Below are 19084 nucleotides of genomic sequence, written 5' to 3'. Positions count from 1 at the left end.
AGCTACCTTAGTAATTCCTCATCTTCCATTTCCAATTAACCTCCCAGAACTTTACAAACTAAAAACCATATTGCAAGATGACAGCAAAAGTAGCATTTATAACCGGGGGAAGTCGCGGCTTGGGCAAAGACATGGCATTGGCCATTGCCAAAAAGGGACTCAATGTTGTTTTAACCTTCCAAAGCAATCAAGATAAAGCCAATGAAGTGGTTGCGGAAATAGAAGCCCTTGGCCAAAAAGCCATTGCCCTATCTTTAGACGTCACAAACCCTAGCAGTTTCCCTGAAACTATAAAGCAAGTACAAACCGAAATGGCAAGCTCCTTTGGCTCCGATAAAATTGACTATTTGGTGAACAATGCCGGTATTGGTGCCTATGCTCCCTTTACTGAAACCACCGAGGCCCAGTTTGATAATATGTACCATATTCATTTCAAAGGTGTCGCTCTTCTAACCCAGCAAATGTTGCCTGTAATGAATGATGGAGGCGGTATCGTTAATATTTCTTCTGGCTTAACACGTTTTGCCATTGGCGGATATGCCGCCTATGCGGCCATGAAAGGTGCCGTTGAAACTCTTTCCAAATACATGGCCAAAGAATTGGGCGAACGCAAAATCCGTGTGAATGTTGTGGCTCCTGGAGCCATTGAAACCGACTTTGGCGGTGGTGCAGTTAGGGACAATAAAGAATTGAATGCCTTTATCGCTTCCATGACAGCCCTGGGCCGTGTAGGGCTCCCAGATGATATTGGAAGTGTGGTGGCATTTCTATGTTCCGAGGATGCCAAATGGGTAAATGCCCAAAGAATTGAGGTTTCCGGAGGACAGATGATTTAGAACCTCTCCTTTAATTTTAAATAAAACCAGCTAAACATATATCATTTAGCTAATAGAGATAATTCTTAAATTAGCCAAAAAGCTCACAGCCAATCAATTTACCATGCCCATAAACAATACCCCTAGAACTCTCGCCCTAATTGCTGGGAGTAGCTATCTCATTATTTTTTTCGCTGCTATTTTTGCGAACTTCTTTGTTTTGGAAGCCCTGCTCAATGCCCCAGAGGAAACAATAACCAAAAGCCATTTGATGGTGCGCTTTGGAATTATGGCCTTTTTGCTTACGGTTGTCTTCGATGTTGTAGTAGCCTGGGCTTTGAATGAACTTTACAAGCATCATTTTTTAACGCAATTAAGCACCTTATTCCGAATGATGCATGCCGCTATCATGGGAGTTGCCGTGTTTGCCCTAGTGCAAACTTTGGAAGTTACCGAAGCTAAAGACATATTGCATTTGGTAAACCTTTTTAATACCATTTGGCTAATTGGCTTGTTCTTTTTCGGAATTCATCTCATACTTCTGGGTCGTATCATAAAGACTCCTAAAATAACCGCACTCTTTTTGATACTAGCAGGACTAATGTATATGGTGGATACGGCTGCACATTTTCTATTAGCCAATTACCAAAACTATAGTAATATCTTTTTAGCCCTGGTGGCCATTCCTAGTATTATTGGAGAAATGGCCTTTGCCATTTGGCTATTGATAAAATGTGGAAAAAACACACCTTCCCAACTTAGTTGACAAGGAATATTTTCGAATAACTGGCAGGTTGTGCATAACCAATCTTCTACAGCGCAAATATTTAAATATTTACCAGCCTAGACTTTTCCTATTTCAAGCTTAGTAAAACCCTCAAAAAGCCGTTAAAACTATTGCGCATTTATTTTCTTTACCTTACTTTAGATTTATGACAGAAGTAGAGATAGAAAAGGAAAATGCAGCCATTGCCAAGGCTTACAAGGAACTTCTCAAGGTAAGTTACCAAACATTAACCACAGAAGATAAAAAACTCATACGCCACGCCTTTGACGTGGCCGTGGAAGCCCATAATGGACAGCGCCGTAAATCTGGAGAAGCATATATTTTCCACCCTATTGCCGTGGCCAAAATTGTGGCTCAGGAAATTGGATTGGACGCTACTTCCATTGCTGCGGCCTTACTCCATGATGTGGTTGAGGACAACGAAAACTACACCAAGGATGACATAGAACGTCTCTTCGGGGAAACCGTTGCTAGAATTGTGGACGGACTTACCAAGATTTCTTCTTTGAGTAAGGAAACCGATGTCTCCACCCAAGCGGAAAATTTCCGAAAGATGTTATTGACCCTTAATGATGATGTTAGGGTAATCATCATCAAAATCGCGGACCGCCTGCACAACATGCAGACCATGGATTCCATGCGTACGGACAAGCAGGAAAAAATCGCTTCGGAAACGCTATATATTTATGCGCCTTTGGCACACCGTATAGGCCTCTATAATATCAAAACCGAATTGGAGGACCTTGGGTTAAAATATACGGAACCGGAAGTTTACAACGACATCCTCCTTAAAATCAAGGAAAGTAAGGAAGAGCAAGATGCCTATATCAAAGCCTTTTCCAAAGTAGTGGTTGATGCCTTGGACAATGAAGGCTTGAATTACGAAATCAAGGGCCGTCCAAAATCCATTTTCTCCATTCGGAGAAAAATGATCAAACAGGGCGTATCCTTTGACGAGGTTTACGACAAGTTTGCGGTGAGGATTATCTACAAATCGGATTTTGCGAATGAAAAATTCTTGGCTTGGAAGATTTATTCCATCGTCACCGATCACTTTACCCCCAACCCTACCCGATTGCGGGACTGGATTTCGTCACCCAAATCGACAGGTTATGAAGCTTTGCACATCACCGTGATGGGGCCGAAAGGACGTTGGGTGGAAGTTCAGATTCGAAGTGAGCGGATGAATGAAATTGCCGAAAAAGGCTATGCAGCCCACTATAAATATAAACACGGCCATGCTGAGGATGCCTTAGACACATGGATTGACAAGCTACAGGAAGCTTTGGAAAGCAACGAAACCAATGCTGTGGATTTCGTGGAACAGTTCAAATTGAACCTTTATTCCAAAGAGATTTATGTGTTCTCCCCAAAAGGAGATCTGAAATCACTCCCGAAAGGAGCTACCCCTCTGGATTTTGCCTTTAGCATCCATACAGAAGTTGGCATGAAAACCAGAGGTGCCAAGGTGAATGGAAAATTGGTACCGTTAAGCCAAGAGCTAAAAAGTGGGGATCAAGTGGAGATCCTCACCTCCGAGAATGCCAAACCCAATGCCAACTGGCTGGATTATGCCACAACGGCCAGAGCCCGAAGCAAAATTAAATCTTCGCTTAGAGAAGAGAAGAAACGTATTGGTGAAGATGGCAAGGAAATTTTGAGGAGAAAGTTGAAGCAGCTGAAGATTCAACTGGATGAGAAAGCTGTAAATGATATGGTAGTTTACTTTAAGCTTAAAACCAGCCTCGACCTATTTTATCGCGTTGGTGTTGGCACTATAGACAACAGTATGCTGAAGGACTTTGCTGCCTCGCGAAGCAATGCCTTGATGAGTTTCATTAAAAACAAGATCTCGAGAAGGCAAAATATTTCCAAAGAAGACCTGGATAAGGAAGAAGTGACTTCCAAATACGACATGCTTGTATTTGGCAAGGAGGAAGAAAAATTAGACTATAAATTGGCCAGTTGCTGCAACCCGATTCCAGGAGATCCTGTATTTGGATTTTTAACCATTAACGAAGGGATTAAAGTCCATAAAAAAAACTGTCCAAATGCTCTGAGTCTTCAATCCAACTACGCTTACAGAATTATGCAAGCTAAGTGGATAGATTCCTCGCAACAAGAATTCTCTGCCATTATCACCTTATCGGGTATTGATAATTTGGGATTGGTAAATCATATTACCAAGGTGATTTCTTCCAACATGCACGTGAACATGAAAAGCATCAGTTTCGAGTCTGATGATGGGATATTCTCTGGAAAAATCAACGTGATTGTTAAAAATAATTCCATGCTGAAAAAGCTCATTGATAACCTGAAAAAAATTAATGGTATTGATAAGGTGAGTAGAGTGTAAAAAATGTGTAAATTTGCAACCTAATTATGAGTGTAAAAACAGAACAGACGAATCAGGAAATTGTAAAGAATGTATTTACCAATTTTCTGGAAGAGAAAGGTCACCGTAAAACACCGGAGCGTTACGCTATACTTCAGGAAATCTATGATAGTGAAGAGCACTTTGATATCGAGTCTTTGTATATCAAAATGAAAAACAAAAACTATCGTGTGAGTCGTGCTACACTGTACAATACTATAGAAATCCTATTGGAATGTGGTTTGGTTCGTAAACATCAGTTTGGTCAAAACCAAGCGCACTATGAAAAATCATATTTCGATAAGCAACACGACCACGTAATCCTGACCGACACCGGTGAAGTTATCGAGTTCTGTGACCCTAGAATTCAATCGATCAAAAAAACGATTGAAGAGGTATTTGATATTTCTATATCAAATCACTCACTATACTTTTACGGAACGAAAAACAAACAACCTAACTAATTTTTATAATGGCAGTAGATTTACTACTTGGTTTACAATGGGGGGACGAAGGCAAAGGGAAAATTGTTGATGTATTGACCTCCAAATACAATATTATTGCACGCTTTCAAGGTGGCCCTAACGCAGGACACACCTTGGTATTTAATGGCAAAAAGCACGTGCTGCATACCATTCCATCTGGAATTTTTCATGAAGACACGGTAAATGTAGTTGGAAATGGCGTGGTAATAGACCCTGTTATTTTTAAAAAGGAATTGGATAAATTGGCTGAACAAGGGGTAGACTACAAAAAAGCCTTATTGATCTCTAGAAAAGCCCATATCATTTTACCGACACACCGTTTATTGGATGCAGCGAGCGAAGCTTCCAAAGGAAAAGCTAAAATTGGTTCCACTCTTAAAGGTATTGGCCCTACTTATATGGACAAAACCGGAAGAAACGGAATTAGAGTTGGTGATATTGAATTGGCCGACTGGAAAGACAAATACCGTTCTCTTGCAGACAAGCATGAGGATATGATCAAGTTTTACAATGTAGATATTCAATACAACTTAAAGGAACTTGAAACAGAGTTTTTTGAGGCTATCGCAACCTTAAAAACCTTGACCTTTATCGATTCTGAAGAGTATTTGCACCAATCCATGAAGTCTGGACAGACTATTTTGGCCGAAGGCGCCCAGGGATCGTTGTTGGATATTGATTTTGGAACCTATCCATTTGTAACCTCTTCCAATACTACCGCTGCAGGAGCTTGTACTGGCTTAGGAATTGCTCCAACGCAAATTGGAGAAGTATTTGGAATTTTCAAAGCCTACACTACACGTGTTGGTTCTGGACCTTTTCCAACAGAATTATTTGATGCCGATGGAGAAACCATGGCAAAAGTAGGTCACGAATTTGGTGCCACTACGGGACGTCCAAGACGTTGTGGTTGGTTGGATTTGGTAGCCCTTAGATATGCATGTCAAATCAATGGTGTTACCCAATTGATCATGATGAAAGGAGATGTACTTTCTGGTTTTAAAACGCTAAAAGTATGCACCGCCTACAATTACAAAGGAGAAGAGATTACACATTTACCTTTCAATATAGAAGAAGAAAACGTAACGCCTATCTATACTGAGTTTAAGGGTTGGAATGAAGACCTTACCGAAATGACCGAAGCCTCTCAAATGCCAAAAGCATTGAACGACTACATCGACTTTTTGGAAAAAGAACTTGAAATTCCAATTACCATTGTATCGGTAGGACCTGATAGAAAACAAACTATCGTAAGACAATAATCTATAATCATACTAAAAAAGACCTGCTCTATGTTATAATTTAGCAGGTCTTTTGTGTTAAAAAAAGTGTTAAGGCACACCAAAGCCTTTATTTAATAGTTATTTTTGAACCAAATCTTTGAAATTTGAAAGTCTACCAATTCGTATTAATCCTCCTTCTCTGTGGCTTTTTAACGACTCCCCTTTGGGCACAAAACAAACGTATCCAAATTGAGTACTCAGGTTTTACAGTTAGGGACAGTACCATGGGCAAGGAAGTCACCACTTTTATTCGGGACGACAAGCAACAGATCCATGTAGTACACGAAGGGATTAATATGTATTGTGACAAGGCCATTTACTATAAAAACGAAAATTTTATAGAAGCCTTCAGCAATGTGCACATGCAACAAGGCGATACTATCAACATGACTTCCAAATATGTTGAATACAGTGGTATTACCCAATTGGCTTTTGCCAGTGGTGATGTAGTACTTACCGAACCTCAATCAGTCCTAACAACCGACACCCTTTGGTTTGACAGGGCCAAGCAACAAGCTTATTACAAAACACGAGGAAAAGTAGTTCGAGATACTTCCGGAACCATCACCAGCCAAATTGGGAGGTATTATATGAACGCCAAGAAATACCAGTTTGTTCAGGATGTGGTGTTGGTAAACCCTCAGTATACCCTGAATACTCACCAACTTGATTTCTATACCGAAACAGGAGGCGCCTACATGTACGGACCATCCACAATTAAGGGAGAAAACAACAATATTTATTGTGAACGCGGTTTTTACGACACCAATAATGATACCGGTTATTTTATAAAAAATTCGCGCATCGATTATGAACAGCGCACTGTAGAAGGCGATAGCCTCTACTTTGATCGGGCCAGAAGTTTCGCTTCGGCCACCAACAATATAAAGGTCACAGACACTATCAACAACAGTATTATCAAAGGACACTACGCCGAAGTCTACCGTGCAAAAGATTCGGTATTTATTACCAAAAGAGCCTTGGCTATCGCAGTTCAGGAGAATGATTCCATCTACATTCATGCAGACACCCTCATGGTTACTGGAAAACCTGAACACCGAATCACGCGAGCCTATTATAATGCCAAAATGTATAAAAGTGACATGAGTGGCAAGGCAGACTCCATTCATGCCGACCAAAAAACAGGGCTTACCCAACTGATCAATTTAGAGCGTTTGTCTTCAAAAGATATTTTTGCCACAAAGCGCAATCCTGTGATCTGGAATTTAGGGAACCAAATGACAGGGGATTCCATTCATTTAATTACCAATACCAAAAAGGAACAATTGGATTCCTTGAAAGTATTTGAAAATGCCTTCTTGATTAGTAAGGACACTATCGGCGGTGGCTTCAACCAAGTAAAAGGGCAACGTTTAATTGGATTGTTCCGTGACAATGCCCTCTACAATGTAGACATTATTAAAAATGCGGAAGTCATCAACTATGTTAGGGATGACAAACAGGAATTGGTAGGTATCGATAAATCCAAATCAGGAAGTATCAATATTCAAATTGAAGAAAATACCATTTCGGAAATAAGGTTGATAAATCAAATTGATGGAGAGCTTTATCCCGATTCACAGTTTCCTGAAAATGCCCGAAAGTTTAGAGGTTTCGACTGGCGTGAAGAAGAGCGCCCCAAAAGTGTTGAAGACCTATTCAAGGATGATCCTCCTTTGGATCTCCCTGTCATAAGAGGTCTGGCTCCTTATGTACCACAGGAAGAATTTGTGGACGAAGCTATGCTGGAGCGTGTAAAAGAGGCCGAAGAAAAGAACCCTGACCGAGAGAATAAGGCTGCGAGAAACATCCCTACGCCTATACAGGACAGTATTCAACGCAAAAAGCTCTTAAAAAAGCCATTGTCTCAAACTTCCAAAAAAGGTTAGATATGGAAGATTTCTTAAAATATCAAGCCCAGACTTCACCAAATCCGTTGGCAATGAAAATATCGCACGCCAAGGGATCCTACATTTATGATGCTAACAACAAGGCTTATTTAGACTTTGTAGCTGGCGTATCGGCATGTAGTTTGGGACACCAGCATCCTAGGGTCGTGAATGCCATTAAGGACCAATTGGACCAATATTTACACGTGATGGTTTATGGAGAATACATCCAAGAACCTGCCGTAGAACTTGCAAAACTTTTGGCCCAACATTTACCTGCGCCTTTAGAAAGCACCTATTTAACAAATTCTGGCACGGAAGCCATTGAAGGCGCCATTAAGTTAGCCAAACGTTATACAGGTCGAGGTGAAATTATCGCCGCCAAATCGGCTTACCATGGCAATACGATGGGTTCCATGAGTGTGATGGGACATGAAGAACGCAAACAAGCTTTCCGTCCTTTGATTCCTGGCATACGATTTATTGAATTCAACAACCTTGTTGATCTTGATAAAATCACTTCCAAAACCGCTGGAGTTATTTTGGAGAGTATTCAAGGTGGCGCTGGTTTTATCGAACCTAAAGACGGTTACTTGACAAAAGTTAAGGCCCGCTGTGAAGAAGTTGGCGCCCTGTTGATTTTGGACGAAATCCAACCAGGTTTTGGACGCACCGGAAAATTATTCGGATTTGAAAACTATAACTGTACGCCACACATATTAGTAACAGGCAAAGGCTTGGGTGGAGGTATGCCCGTTGGAGCTTTTACGGCATCGCTTGAAATGATGAATACCTTACAATTGCAACCTAAATTTGGACATATTACCACCTTTGGGGGGCATCCAGTTATTGCTGCTGCTGCCCTAGCTACCGTAAGGGAAATTACAGAAAGTAACCTGATGGCCGAAGCCTTAGAAAAAGAGGCTCTCATACGTGAGCATTTGGTACATCCACTAATTGAGGAAATTAGAGGAAAAGGACTTATGTTGGCAGCCATGACACCGTCGGCAGACATCACTAATGAGGTAGTTTTAAGATGTCAAGACCGCGGATTGATATTATTTTGGTTACTCTTTGAGCCTAAAGCCATTAGAATAACCCCGCCATTAACCATATCTAAGAACGAAATTATTGAAGGCTGTAATATTATACTTTCAGTTTTAAATGAAATTTCGAATGAACAAACACTTTAGAATCAAAAAAACAAACGCTTGTTTTTCAAAGCCTTAAATGAATAAAGAATTGAAGTAAACACCTGAATGTTAATTATTTTGTTAAAAACATTAACGTTAAAATCTTCAAATAGCCAAATAGAAGAGTAAATTTATTTCAACAACAATAAAATCTGCTTATGGAGTTTAGCCACAGTAACGACCACAACAATGTATCGCTAGCCAGATTTGAGTCCATGTTAAAGACAAACAACGTCTTATTTTTCGACTCCAACGAATTTGAGAACATCATCCACCATTATCTAGAAATTGGAAAGATAGCCTTAGCAAAGAAAGCGATAAAGATGGGGCTTGAGCAACATCCCTCCTCCACCAACCTCCAATTGTTCCAAATTGAATTGTACGTTATGGAAAACCAATTGGAAAAAGCAGACCAACTTTTGGATCGACTTTATGAACTGGAACCTTCCAATGAGGAAATTTACATTCAAAAGGCCAATGTACTCTCCAAAAGAGATGACCACAAAAGTGCCATCAACACCTTAAAAATTGCCCTCGACTTAAGTCAGGACCCAGACGATTCCGATTTATATGCCCTTATTGGAATGGAATATTTGTTCTTGGATGAATATGACCAAGCCAAGGAATATTTCTTGAAGTGTCTGGAAATAGACATGCACGATTACTCGGCACTTTATAACATTATCTACTGTTTTGACTTTTTGGATGAAAGTGAAGAAGCCATCAACTTTTTAAATCAATATTTGGACAACAACCCTTATTGCGAAGTGGCTTGGCACCAATTGGGCAAACAATATTTTGCCTTAAAAGATTACAAAAAAGCCTTGGCTGCTTATGACTTTGCCATCATTTCTGATGATACTTTTGTAGGCGCTTACCTTGAGAAAGGTAAGGTTCTTGAAAAACAGAAAAATTTCGAGGAAGCCATTGAAAACTATAAAATCACTCTAGCTTTGGATGACCCAACATCTTTTGCCTTGTTACGTATGGGCTATTGCTATGAAAAGTTGGGGGATAAAGAATTGGCCGTGCAGTATTTCTATAAAACCGTACATGAAGATCCTTTATTGGATAAAGGTTGGATTGCCATCACCAAATTTTATTTAAAAGCTCGCAATTACCAAAAGGCCTTGTATTACATAAACAAAGCCATCAATATTGACAGTGAAAATGTCCTTTACTGGAAACTATATGCACAGATCAATCATCGCTTAAACTTTTTGGAAGAAGCTGAAAGAGGGTATAAAAAAACCTTGGAGCTCGGCAATTACGAACTCCAAACTTGGTTGTCGCGATCTGATATCCTCATTCAGTTGGGAGAATTTGAAGCCTCTATCTATAACTTGATACAAGCCGCAGAATTCTATCCTGAAACCGCTGAAATTGAATACCGTTTGGCAGGGTTGCACTTTAAGCTTTTGGAAAGCGAAAAAGGGCATTACCATCTAAAAAACGGATTGCTCCTAAACGAAGAATTTGAATATATCCTAGAGGAATTATTCCCTGAAGTACACAAAGACCCTAGCATAAACAGGGTATTGGTAAGTACTAAAAAGTCCTCTTCTTAAAATTTAAAGCCTACAAAATTTAATTGTCATAAAGCCAAGGAGTACTCATTATTTCCTTGGCTTTTGGTATTCATAGACCTTCATTTTATAAGATAATTTCAGTTCATTTCAAGTTTGCATAACGATACTTCAAGATGTTTTTTACCTTTACGCTTCTTTATTGAAACCGTACTATGCAAAGACGTTTAATAGACTATATAATCATTGCCCTTAAGGGTACAGCTATGGGGGCTGCCGATGCCGTTCCAGGTGTATCGGGAGGAACCATCGCCTTTATTTCGGGAATATACGAAGAGCTGATAGACAGTATTAGCAACATCAACCTCTCACTGCTTACAACTTTGAAGTCTGATGGGTTTTCTACCTTTTGGAAGCAACTCAACGGGAATTTCCTTTTGGCGCTTTTAACAGGAATCCTAGTCAGTTTTGTGTCCTTTATGAGGTTGGCCAAATACTTAATTGAAAACCACCCCATTCTAATTTGGTCTTTCTTCTTTGGTCTTATAGTAGCCAGTATTTTTTTTGTGGGCAAACAAATTAAATCTTGGTCTTTAGGTACCATTATTTCTTTAATTATAGGAAGTACCCTAGCGTTTTACATTACCACGCTCCCCTCTTTGGGCAGTAATGAAAATCCGTTCTTTTTATTTTTTGCAGGGGCTCTGGCCATTTGCGCCATGATTCTTCCCGGAATTTCCGGTTCCTTTATCTTGGTAATTCTGGGGGCCTATAAAACCTTGAGTGATGCCTTCCATGATTTTGACCTAAAACGAATCGCTATTTTCGCCTTGGGAGCTGTGGTTGGTTTATTAAGTTTTAGTAGAATTTTGAAATGGCTTTTTAAAAATTACCATAATACGACCCTAGCACTTCTTACCGGGTTTATTTTTGGGTCTCTAAACAAGATTTGGCCTTGGAAAGTTACCGATATGGTGATGGAAAAATCCAGTGGAGCCGTCCTTCCTTTTTCGGAGGTTTCAGAATTGGCTACGCTTTCTGTGTACCAAAAGCAAATTCAAAATTTCGACACCTATAAATTGATTTCGGAGCACAGCATACTTCCTTTCGACTATTCAGAACTAAACAACCAACTGGCGAACAATCAATTGGGAGCAGCTATTGCCTTAATGATTCTTGGTTTTTTTACTATCTTCATATTAGAAAAAATAGGCTCCAAAAACGTATAGCATGCACAGCACCAGGACACTTTCAGACCGCATTTTCCTTGTCATCAAGGGGCTTGCCATGGGGGCTGCCAACAAGGTACCTGGAGTGTCTGGAGGTGTAGTGGCCTTTGTAGCGGGATTTTATGAGGAGTTTATCTATTCTCTTCAAAAAATAAACGGCAAAGCCTTTAAGTTATTGATCAACAAACGCTATAAGAGCTTCTACAATTACATTAACGGTCGTTTTTTAGGACTCCTGTTCCTAGGGATGATTGTCAGCTATTTCAGCGTTTCCAAACTCTTGGATTATTTCTTGGTCCATTACGAATTGTATGTATGGAGTCTCTTTTTCGGCATGATCATAGGGTCCATTTACTACATACAAAAGGATTTTCACCATTGGAAAACCAATACCATTTTAGCGCTTATTATTGGCATAGCCTTGGGCTTGGGAATTAGTTTTCTGGATCCCGCCATTGAAAATGACAATTTGCTATTTGTATTTTTCTGTGGAGTTATCAGTGTTTCAGGTATGACCCTCCCTGGGTTTTCAGGATCTTTTATTTTGATTCTATTGGGCAACTATGTGTTGTTATTGGTAGATTCGGTTAATGCCCTGTATGATACCATTACCGAAATGATTAGTGGCAATTTTCATTTTCTTAAAGATCCACACCGCATCAAAATGCTGAAAATCCTGATGGTATTTACCTTAGGATCAGTAACTGGACTGGTTACTTTTTCCCATATTTTGAACTTTATCATCAAACACTACAAACACATAACAACGGCCAGTATCATAGGCTTTATTACAGGCTCTTTGGGCGTTGTTTGGCCTTGGAAAAAAACCATCTTTAAACAAAATGACAACGGAGAATACCTTTTGGATTCGGCCGGTCAAAAGATTATTGAAAACTACCAACGCTATATCCCCGAACTCAACTCCAGCACTTATTTGGCATTATTATTTATTATTATTGGAATTCTTATAGTTTTGGGATTGGATAAATACGGACAAAAAACACGTCGAGCAAATGCATAAGTTAGGATTATTAGGCAGGAACATCTCCTATTCTTTTTCAAAAGGCTATTTCAGTAAAAAATTCGAAACGGAAGGCCTTCCCTTTGTTTACGAAAATTTTGATCTGGAAACTATTTCGGAACTGAAAACCGTATTGCAAAACAATCCCAATTTAATTGGCTTTAATGTTACCATTCCATATAAGGAACAAATTATACCGCTTTTAAATACTCTGGACAGTACCGCGGAGGAGGTTGGAGCTGTGAATACTGTAAAAATTCAAAAGGACGGCTCCCTTAAAGGTTTCAATACGGATTATTACGGCTTTCAAACTTCGTTGGAGCCCTATCTGAAACCTTCCCACAAAACAGCCCTAATTTTAGGAACGGGAGGCGCCTCAAAGGCCGTCGCCTACGCACTGAAAAATTTGGGATTTGCTTATGAATTTGTATCGAGAACATCTAAAGAAAATGTCAAGTTTATCTACCAAGATTTAACCGAAGACATCCTTAAACAATACACCGTTATTGTAAACTGCACCCCCTTGGGAACCCATCCCAATGTTAACCAATGTCCAGACATACCCTATGATGGACTTACCTCGGGGCATCTGTTATACGACCTTATCTACAACCCAGAACACACTAAATTTTTAACCTGTGGAGACATAAAAGGAGCTACCACTGTTAACGGGAGTAAAATGCTACAGCTACAAGCAGAGAAGGCTTGGGAGATCTGGAATATGCCTTAAAAATCGTTTAAAATCACGGCCTCTCCTTTTGTTATGTAAGCGCTTGTTAGTATATTAGCTTTCTAAGTATTTTCGAACTAAAACATTGTAAGAATGTCAGAGAAAGATAACCTGCAAAACGCAGACGGAAACAACGAACAAAACCCTGCTGAGATCCAAGATCAAAGCACAACCAACAACACTTCACAAACTCCAGAAAATGAGCAGCCTACCAAAGAAGCAGAAACTTCTGAAGAAACGACTGCCCAAAAATCCGACACCACTAGCGAAAACGAAGCATCCAAAAAAGCAGATGCTCATGTAGAGGAAATTGATGAGTCTAATGCAGAGGATGCGGAAGATGAAGACAACAGTCAAAGACACAGTGTAGAGAGCAAGGACTACCATTCTATGACCATGGAACAACTTGTAAAGGAACTGGATTATTTGCTCAAGCACCATAAAATACAGACGATAAAATCTCAGGTCAATGAGATCAAATCAGAATTCAACGATAAGTTCGGCGAGCTTTTAGAGGAGAAAAAAGAAGAGTTTATCAATGATGGGGGAAATGAAATAGACTTCTATTTTATCACTCCGGAAAAGAAAGACTTTAATTTCCTATATAAGGAATACAAGAGCAGCCTACATGCCTATTATAAAAACTTAGAGCGCAATCTTAAGGACAATCTTGATAACCGCTTGCGCATTATCGAAGAAATTAAAGGCCTAATTAATGTTGAAGAAAACATCAACACCACCTATAAGCATTTTAAGGAGCTTCAGGAAGAATGGCGCAATGCAGGTCCAATCCCTAGGGATAAATACAACAATGCCTGGAACACTTACCACCACCATGTAGAGATTTTTTATGACTTCCTTCATTTAAATCGCGATTTACGAGACATGGACTTCAAGCACAATTTGGATCAAAAACTCAAAATTATTGAACGTGCCGAAGAACTTGCCAAGGATAACAACGTCAACAGGAGTTTTAGGGAATTACAGGTACTCCATAAAATGTGGAAGGAAGATCTAGGACCTGTTGCCAAAGAACACCGTGAAGACATTTGGGAACGTTTCAGCAATGCTACAAAAATCATCCACGATAAGCGCCAAGCTTACTATGCAGATTTGGATAAGGCCTACGAAGCCAATTTAGAGCGCAAGGAAGACATCATTTCCAAAATAGAGGTCATAGGCCAAGACATCGCTAAAACCCATCAGGCATGGCAAAAGAAAATTAAGGAGGTGGAAGCCTTAAGGCAAGACTTTTTTAATGCAGGAAAGGTACCTATCAAGGTTAACGAAGCTACCTGGGCCAAATTTAAAGGTGCCGTAAGAGCTTTCAACAAAAACAAAAACGCTTTCTACAAAAACCTAAAAAAGGAACAGTACGATAATCTTCAGAAAAAATTGGATCTTATCCAAGTTGCAGAAGATAATAAAGACAGTGACGACTTTGAAACCATCACACCATTGATGAAGAAAATTCAAAGTGATTGGAAAAAGATAGGTCATGTCCCAAGAAAGGACAGTGATAAAATATGGAAACGCTTTAAGGCTGCCTGTAACGCCTATTTCGATCGTCTGCACGCCGAAAAGAATGCCGCCAATAAGGAACAATTTGAAGCTTTTGACAAAAAGAATGCACTACTTGACAGCTTAGGAAGCCTTGCTTTAAGTGGAGACGTAGAAGCTGACATTGAAACCATCAAAGAAAAAATAGCCGAATGGCAAGCAATTGGTCATGTACCGCACAACAAACGTTTTATTGAAGGGAAATTCAACAAAGCCTTAGACGAGTTGTTTGGAAAACTGGACATGGATCCTACGGAAATTGAAATGATCAAGTTTGAGAACAAACTTGAGGCACTTTCCCAACCTAACGACACCAGTCTTTTGGACAACGAGCACAACTTTATTCGTAAAAAGATTGATGAAGTTAAAGGAGAAATCAACCAGTTGGAAAACAATCTACAATTCTTCTCAAACGTCGATGAAGACAACCCAATGGTTAAGGATGTTCTAAACAATATTGAAAACCATAAAGTGACCTTAAATACTTGGGAAGAAAAGCTCAAAAAGCTAAAGGAGATGTACTAAAAAATCAAATCCTATCTGTGGTTGCCCACAGATAGGATATTGACCCCTAACTAAACTAAATTTAAAACCTTAAAATAAATCCGCTTATTTTAAATTAAGGCTAACCTACTTATGATTATTAAACTATAATCATAGTTCTATATTACATATACGTAGCAACTCTTGTATTTGGATTATGAGATGTGAAAAAAATTAAAAAATTATTGTTTTTTTGCTTCCTCCCAGTACACATCCATTTCCCTAAGGGTCATATCCTGAAGTGATTTGTTCAATTCCTTGGCTTTGGATTCCAAATATTTGAATCGGGAAATAAATTTTTTATTGGTACGCTCCAGAGCATTTTCGGGGTTTATTTTTAAAAAGCGAGCATAGTTAATCATAGAAAAAAACACATCTCCCAATTCATTTTCTATCGCTTCTACATCACCTTTTTCTACCTCTGCATGCAGTTCCTGTAACTCTTCCTCTACCTTTTCCCAGACTTGATGGGGTTCTTCCCAATCAAAGCCCACACCTGCCACCTTATCCTGAATACGACTGGCCTTTACCATGGCAGGCAGACTCCTAGGCACACCTTCCAGTACACTTTTCTTCCCTTCCTTAAGCTTTAACTGTTCCCAGTTGCGTTTTACATCCTCTTCATCATTCACTTTTACATCTCCATAAATGTGCGGATGGCGATCGATTAACTTATCACAAATACTATTGCATACATCGGCTATATCGAAGGCTTGTGTTTCACTTCCTATTTTGGAATAAAACACAATGTGCAACAGGACATCGCCCAATTCCTTTTTGATTTCTTCCAAATCATTATCAAGGATGGCGTCTCCCAACTCGTAAACTTCTTCTATGGTAAGGTGCCTTAAAGATTCTAAGGTCTGTTTGCGATCCCATGGGCATTGCTCTCGCAATTCATCCATAATTACCAACAAACGTTCAAAGGCTTTAAGTTGTACTGTTTTATCTGTCATAATAAAGGCTTAGGATTTGAATGACCAAAAGTACAACTATTTGCGTTTACCCAAAGACAAAGTGTGTCTTTAGGTAAACACATTTGGATAGTTTTTTATTCTTCTTCGGAAGCTGCTTCCGCCTCTGCTACTGCTTTAGAAGTTTCTTCAACAGCCGCTAACATATCGTTGCTTTGTAGCAAGTTGTACCATTGAACAATTTTCTTGATATCACTAGCATATACGCGATCTTCATCATAATCTGGAAGAATTCCGAAAAAGTACTCTTCCAAAGCTTCCTTACCATCTTTATGGCTAATGGAAGTTGCTTTTCCTTCTTCCTTCTCCATGATCTTTTCAAACACCTTGAACAAAGGCAACTCCTCTGTTAACGTATATACCGCAATCTCACTCAATACACTAATGTTGTTGTGTACGTTTACAGAGATACGTTTGCTATCAATAAGCGACTCAGCAATAATTCCATTTCTTGTTTGAGTTACTATTTTGTATAATCCCGGCTTTCCTGAAATGGAAAGAATTTTATCTAATCCCATAAATTGTATTGACTTTTTAATTTTGTGCTGGCAAATATAATTTTTTGCCTAAGCTCTCCTAACTCTTAGCGTTTCTTTTTTAAAAGTGGGAAACGCATTTTGTAATCCACTCTAATTTTCCCTTTGGAAATATTGGCAAGCTTTCCTTTTATCAAACGTTTTTTTAAGGAAGAAAGCTTGTCTGTAAACAATACACCATCAATATGATCGTACTCATGCTGGATGACTCTGGCAATCAAACCGTCAAATTCCTCAACCTTTGTCTCGAAATTTTCATCTTGGTACTGAATCTTGATTTTTGGCTTTCTAAAAACGTCCTCACGTACATCTGGAATGCTCAAACAGCCCTCATTAAAGGCCCATTCTTCTCCTTCTTCCTCCAAAATCTCGGCATTGATAAAGGTGCGCTTGAAATTTTTCAATTGCTCTTGCTCTTCCGGAGTAAATGCTTCATCCTCTGCAAAAGGCTCTGTATCTACAATAAACAAGCGAATTGGCAAACCAATTTGTGGCGCAGCCAAGCCAACACCATATGCCCCATACATGGTTTCGTACATGTTTGCAATAAGCGTGTCTAATTGTGGATAATCCTGAGTGATATTTTCACCCATTTTTCTCAAGACGGCGTCACCGTAGGCAACAATTGGTAAAATCATAGGTCTGTTATTTTCGGATGCAAAAGTACAACTATTACACCGTTTTTGAAATTTTAGGCTTCATTTAATTGAGTTCGAACACTCAATTCCAATCATGCTTTTCACTTATTGTTTGGAAGAGAGATAGCTTTGTAGAATTATGGTGGCACTAATCTCATCTATCAGGGCCTTATTTTGGCGCTGCTTTTTTTTCAGCCCGCTATCGATCATAGTTTGAAAGGCCATTTTGGAGGTAAAGCGCTCATCGACCCTTTCAATAGGCACATCTGGAAAGCGAGCTTCCAACTTTTTCAAAAACGGCAGAATGGCTGCCTCACTTTGCGAAGGCTCATCATTCAATCGCTTAGGTTCTCCCACCACAAAGCAAACAACTTGTTCCTTTGAAAGGTAATCTTCCAAAAATGGCAACAACTCCTTTGTGGCAACTGTAGTAAGTCCAGAAGCAATAATCTGCAACTCATCTGTTATGGCTATACCTGTGCGTTTAGTTCCAAAATCAATAGCTAAAATTCTTCCATTCATGCCACAAAAATACCATTTTAAAATCCATATTTTCTAAAGGCTTTGCCAATTTTCTCCTAAATCCCCATTATTTAAGCATCTCCTTTTTAAGTAAAAATTATCGGCTTATCTTTGCATGAATTTTGAAATGACAACAATGAACGAATTACAACAGATTATTGAAAACGCTTGGGAAGACAGAGCTTTGTTGACAGAGCAATCTACCATTGACAGCATTAGAAAAGTGATCACTTTACTTGACTCTGGAGAGTTGAGAGTTGCCGAACCAACTGCCGATGGATGGCAGGTAAACGAATGGGTAAAGAAAGCCGTAGTGCTTTATTTCCCTATCCAAAAAATGGAGACTTTGGAAGTAGGCATTTTTGAATACCACGATAAAATTCCATTAAAGAAAGGCTATGCAGAAAAAGGAATTAGAGTCGTTCCTCATGCTGTGGCACGTCACGGAGCTTATATTTCTGCAGGTACTATTTTAATGCCTAGTTATGTTAATATTGGTGCTTACGTAGACGAAGGAACGATGGTAGACACTTGGGCTACTGTTGGAAGTTGCGCGCAAATTGGTAAAAACGTACACCTATCTGGTGGTGTTGGAATTGGTGGAGTTTTAGAGCCACTTCAAGCTGCTCCAGTTATTATTGAAGACAATGCCTTTATCGGTTCTCGTTGTATCGTTGTAGAAGGTGTTCGCGTTGAAAAAGAAGCAGTATTGGGTGCAAATGTGTGCTTGACGGCTTCTACAAAAATCATTGACGTAACCGGAGACGAGCCTGTTGAAATGAAAGGTGTAGTTCCTGCAAGGTCTGTAGTGATCCCTGGAAGCTATACAAAGAAATTCGCTGCTGGTGAATACCAAGTGCCATGTGCCTTGATTATTGGAAAACGTAAAGAAAGTACCGATAAAAAGACTTCTTTAAACAATGCGTTACGCGAGTACGATGTAGCCGTGTAATCACATATATTTTCACAAACACTCTTT

At 39.4% G+C, this 19084-nt stretch carries 17 protein-coding genes; 13 read left to right on the top strand and 4 right to left on the bottom strand.

Translation table 11 applies throughout. The annotated features are described in order from the left end of the window. The first annotated feature begins 77 nt into the window (after window positions 1-77). The 12 genes from ZA05_RS13570 (at window position 78) to ZA05_RS13515 (ending at window position 15417) form a co-directional block, all read left to right on the top strand. Window positions 78-836, top strand: coding sequence for an SDR family NAD(P)-dependent oxidoreductase (locus ZA05_RS13570; protein WP_053992231.1), 759 nt, complete (start codon window positions 78-80; stop codon window positions 834-836). A gap of 103 nt (window positions 837-939) precedes the next feature. Continuing rightward, on the top strand, window positions 940-1581 hold the full coding sequence (locus ZA05_RS13565; protein ID WP_053992230.1) for a DUF4386 domain-containing protein: 642 nt from the start codon (window positions 940-942) through the stop codon (window positions 1579-1581). Window positions 1582-1747: 166 nt separating this feature from the next. Beyond that, the gene (locus tag ZA05_RS13560; protein ID WP_053992229.1) at window positions 1748-3958 is read left to right on the top strand and encodes a bifunctional (p)ppGpp synthetase/guanosine-3',5'-bis(diphosphate) 3'-pyrophosphohydrolase; all 2211 of its coding nucleotides are present in this window, start codon (window positions 1748-1750) and stop codon (window positions 3956-3958) included. Between the two features lie 26 nt (window positions 3959-3984). Continuing rightward, the gene (locus ZA05_RS13555) at window positions 3985-4440 is read left to right on the top strand and encodes a Fur family transcriptional regulator (RefSeq protein ID WP_053975577.1); all 456 of its coding nucleotides are present in this window, start codon (window positions 3985-3987) and stop codon (window positions 4438-4440) included. A gap of 8 nt (window positions 4441-4448) precedes the next feature. Further along, window positions 4449-5723 carry an adenylosuccinate synthase gene (locus tag ZA05_RS13550; protein ID WP_053992228.1) on the top strand — a complete coding sequence of 425 codons (1275 nt, stop codon included), beginning with the start codon at window positions 4449-4451 and terminating at the stop codon, window positions 5721-5723. Between the two features lie 125 nt (window positions 5724-5848). Next, a complete protein-coding gene (locus ZA05_RS13545; protein WP_053992227.1) occupies window positions 5849-7633 on the top strand; it encodes an OstA-like protein in 1785 nt (594 codons plus the stop codon). Between the two features lie 2 nt (window positions 7634-7635). Then, window positions 7636-8826 (top strand): aspartate aminotransferase family protein, encoded by a 1191-nt coding sequence (locus ZA05_RS13540; RefSeq protein ID WP_053992226.1) that lies wholly within the window; start codon window positions 7636-7638, stop codon window positions 8824-8826. Window positions 8827-8984: 158 nt separating this feature from the next. Next, a complete protein-coding gene (locus ZA05_RS13535) occupies window positions 8985-10394 on the top strand; it encodes a tetratricopeptide repeat protein (RefSeq protein ID WP_053992225.1) in 1410 nt (469 codons plus the stop codon). A 173-nt stretch (window positions 10395-10567) separates the two neighbouring features. Continuing rightward, complete coding sequence (locus tag ZA05_RS13530) at window positions 10568-11581, top strand: DUF368 domain-containing protein (protein WP_053992224.1); 1014 nt, start codon at window positions 10568-10570, stop codon at window positions 11579-11581. A gap of 1 nt (window position 11582) precedes the next feature. Further along, the gene (locus ZA05_RS13525) at window positions 11583-12602 is read left to right on the top strand and encodes a DUF368 domain-containing protein (RefSeq protein ID WP_053992223.1); all 1020 of its coding nucleotides are present in this window, start codon (window positions 11583-11585) and stop codon (window positions 12600-12602) included. Then, window positions 12595-13332, top strand: coding sequence for a shikimate dehydrogenase (locus tag ZA05_RS13520; protein WP_053992222.1), 738 nt, complete (start codon window positions 12595-12597; stop codon window positions 13330-13332). Before ZA05_RS13525 ends, ZA05_RS13520 begins: the two co-directional genes overlap by 8 nt. 93 nt (window positions 13333-13425) lie before the next feature. Next, window positions 13426-15417, top strand: coding sequence for a DUF349 domain-containing protein (locus tag ZA05_RS13515; protein ID WP_053992221.1), 1992 nt, complete (start codon window positions 13426-13428; stop codon window positions 15415-15417). A gap of 200 nt (window positions 15418-15617) precedes the next feature. Here the strand turns inward: ZA05_RS13515 and mazG are convergent, their stop codons facing one another. The 4 genes from mazG to ruvX all read right to left on the bottom strand — a co-directional run bounded on the left by mazG (window position 15618) and on the right by ruvX (window position 18105). Further along, window positions 15618-16391, bottom strand: a complete 774-nt coding sequence (gene mazG, locus ZA05_RS13510; protein ID WP_053992220.1) for a nucleoside triphosphate pyrophosphohydrolase — start codon at window positions 16389-16391, stop codon at window positions 15618-15620. Window positions 16392-16486: 95 nt separating this feature from the next. Then, a complete protein-coding gene (locus ZA05_RS13505) occupies window positions 16487-16927 on the bottom strand; it encodes a DUF5606 domain-containing protein (protein WP_053992219.1) in 441 nt (146 codons plus the stop codon). Between the two features lie 65 nt (window positions 16928-16992). Then, complete coding sequence (gene def, locus ZA05_RS13500) at window positions 16993-17583, bottom strand: peptide deformylase (RefSeq protein ID WP_053992218.1); 591 nt, start codon at window positions 17581-17583, stop codon at window positions 16993-16995. A 105-nt stretch (window positions 17584-17688) separates the two neighbouring features. After that, window positions 17689-18105 (bottom strand): Holliday junction resolvase RuvX, encoded by a 417-nt coding sequence (gene ruvX, locus ZA05_RS13495; protein WP_053992217.1) that lies wholly within the window; start codon window positions 18103-18105, stop codon window positions 17689-17691. 136 nt (window positions 18106-18241) lie between these two features. Here ruvX and ZA05_RS13490 point away from each other — a divergent pair, with 136 nt between their 5' ends. Beyond that, window positions 18242-19057: a 2,3,4,5-tetrahydropyridine-2,6-dicarboxylate N-succinyltransferase gene (locus ZA05_RS13490; protein WP_053992369.1), complete on the top strand. Its 816-nt coding sequence runs from the start codon at window positions 18242-18244 to the stop codon at window positions 19055-19057. Window positions 19058-19084: the final 27 nt, after the last annotated feature.

Origin of the sequence: Mangrovimonas sp. TPBH4 (assembly GCF_001280505.1) — a bacterium.
Taxonomy (GTDB): Bacteria; Bacteroidota; Bacteroidia; order Flavobacteriales; family Flavobacteriaceae; genus Mangrovimonas_A.
This window is presented reverse-complemented; position numbering and strand designations above follow the sequence as displayed.

What these genes read in the sequence shown, in the direction of transcription:
- ruvX (WP_053992217.1), bottom strand. Translation starts at nt 18,105, where the DNA reads ATGAATGGAAGAATTTTAGCTATTGATTTTGGAACTAAACGCACAGGT.
- ZA05_RS13540 (WP_053992226.1), top strand. Translation starts at nt 7,636, where the DNA reads ATGGAAGATTTCTTAAAATATCAAGCCCAGACTTCACCAAATCCGTTG.
- ZA05_RS13525 (WP_053992223.1), top strand. Translation starts at nt 11,583, where the DNA reads ATGCACAGCACCAGGACACTTTCAGACCGCATTTTCCTTGTCATCAAG.
- ZA05_RS13550 (WP_053992228.1), top strand. Translation starts at nt 4,449, where the DNA reads ATGGCAGTAGATTTACTACTTGGTTTACAATGGGGGGACGAAGGCAAA.
- ZA05_RS13555 (WP_053975577.1), top strand. Translation starts at nt 3,985, where the DNA reads ATGAGTGTAAAAACAGAACAGACGAATCAGGAAATTGTAAAGAATGTA.
- ZA05_RS13505 (WP_053992219.1), bottom strand. Translation starts at nt 16,927, where the DNA reads ATGGGATTAGATAAAATTCTTTCCATTTCAGGAAAGCCGGGATTATAC.
- ZA05_RS13570 (WP_053992231.1), top strand. Translation starts at nt 78, where the DNA reads ATGACAGCAAAAGTAGCATTTATAACCGGGGGAAGTCGCGGCTTGGGC.
- ZA05_RS13535 (WP_053992225.1), top strand. Translation starts at nt 8,985, where the DNA reads ATGGAGTTTAGCCACAGTAACGACCACAACAATGTATCGCTAGCCAGA.
- ZA05_RS13565 (WP_053992230.1), top strand. Translation starts at nt 940, where the DNA reads ATGCCCATAAACAATACCCCTAGAACTCTCGCCCTAATTGCTGGGAGT.
- ZA05_RS13520 (WP_053992222.1), top strand. Translation starts at nt 12,595, where the DNA reads ATGCATAAGTTAGGATTATTAGGCAGGAACATCTCCTATTCTTTTTCA.
- ZA05_RS13515 (WP_053992221.1), top strand. Translation starts at nt 13,426, where the DNA reads ATGTCAGAGAAAGATAACCTGCAAAACGCAGACGGAAACAACGAACAA.
- mazG (WP_053992220.1), bottom strand. Translation starts at nt 16,391, where the DNA reads ATGACAGATAAAACAGTACAACTTAAAGCCTTTGAACGTTTGTTGGTA.
- ZA05_RS13490 (WP_053992369.1), top strand. Translation starts at nt 18,242, where the DNA reads ATGAACGAATTACAACAGATTATTGAAAACGCTTGGGAAGACAGAGCT.
- ZA05_RS13560 (WP_053992229.1), top strand. Translation starts at nt 1,748, where the DNA reads ATGACAGAAGTAGAGATAGAAAAGGAAAATGCAGCCATTGCCAAGGCT.
- ZA05_RS13530 (WP_053992224.1), top strand. Translation starts at nt 10,568, where the DNA reads ATGCAAAGACGTTTAATAGACTATATAATCATTGCCCTTAAGGGTACA.
- def (WP_053992218.1), bottom strand. Translation starts at nt 17,583, where the DNA reads ATGATTTTACCAATTGTTGCCTACGGTGACGCCGTCTTGAGAAAAATG.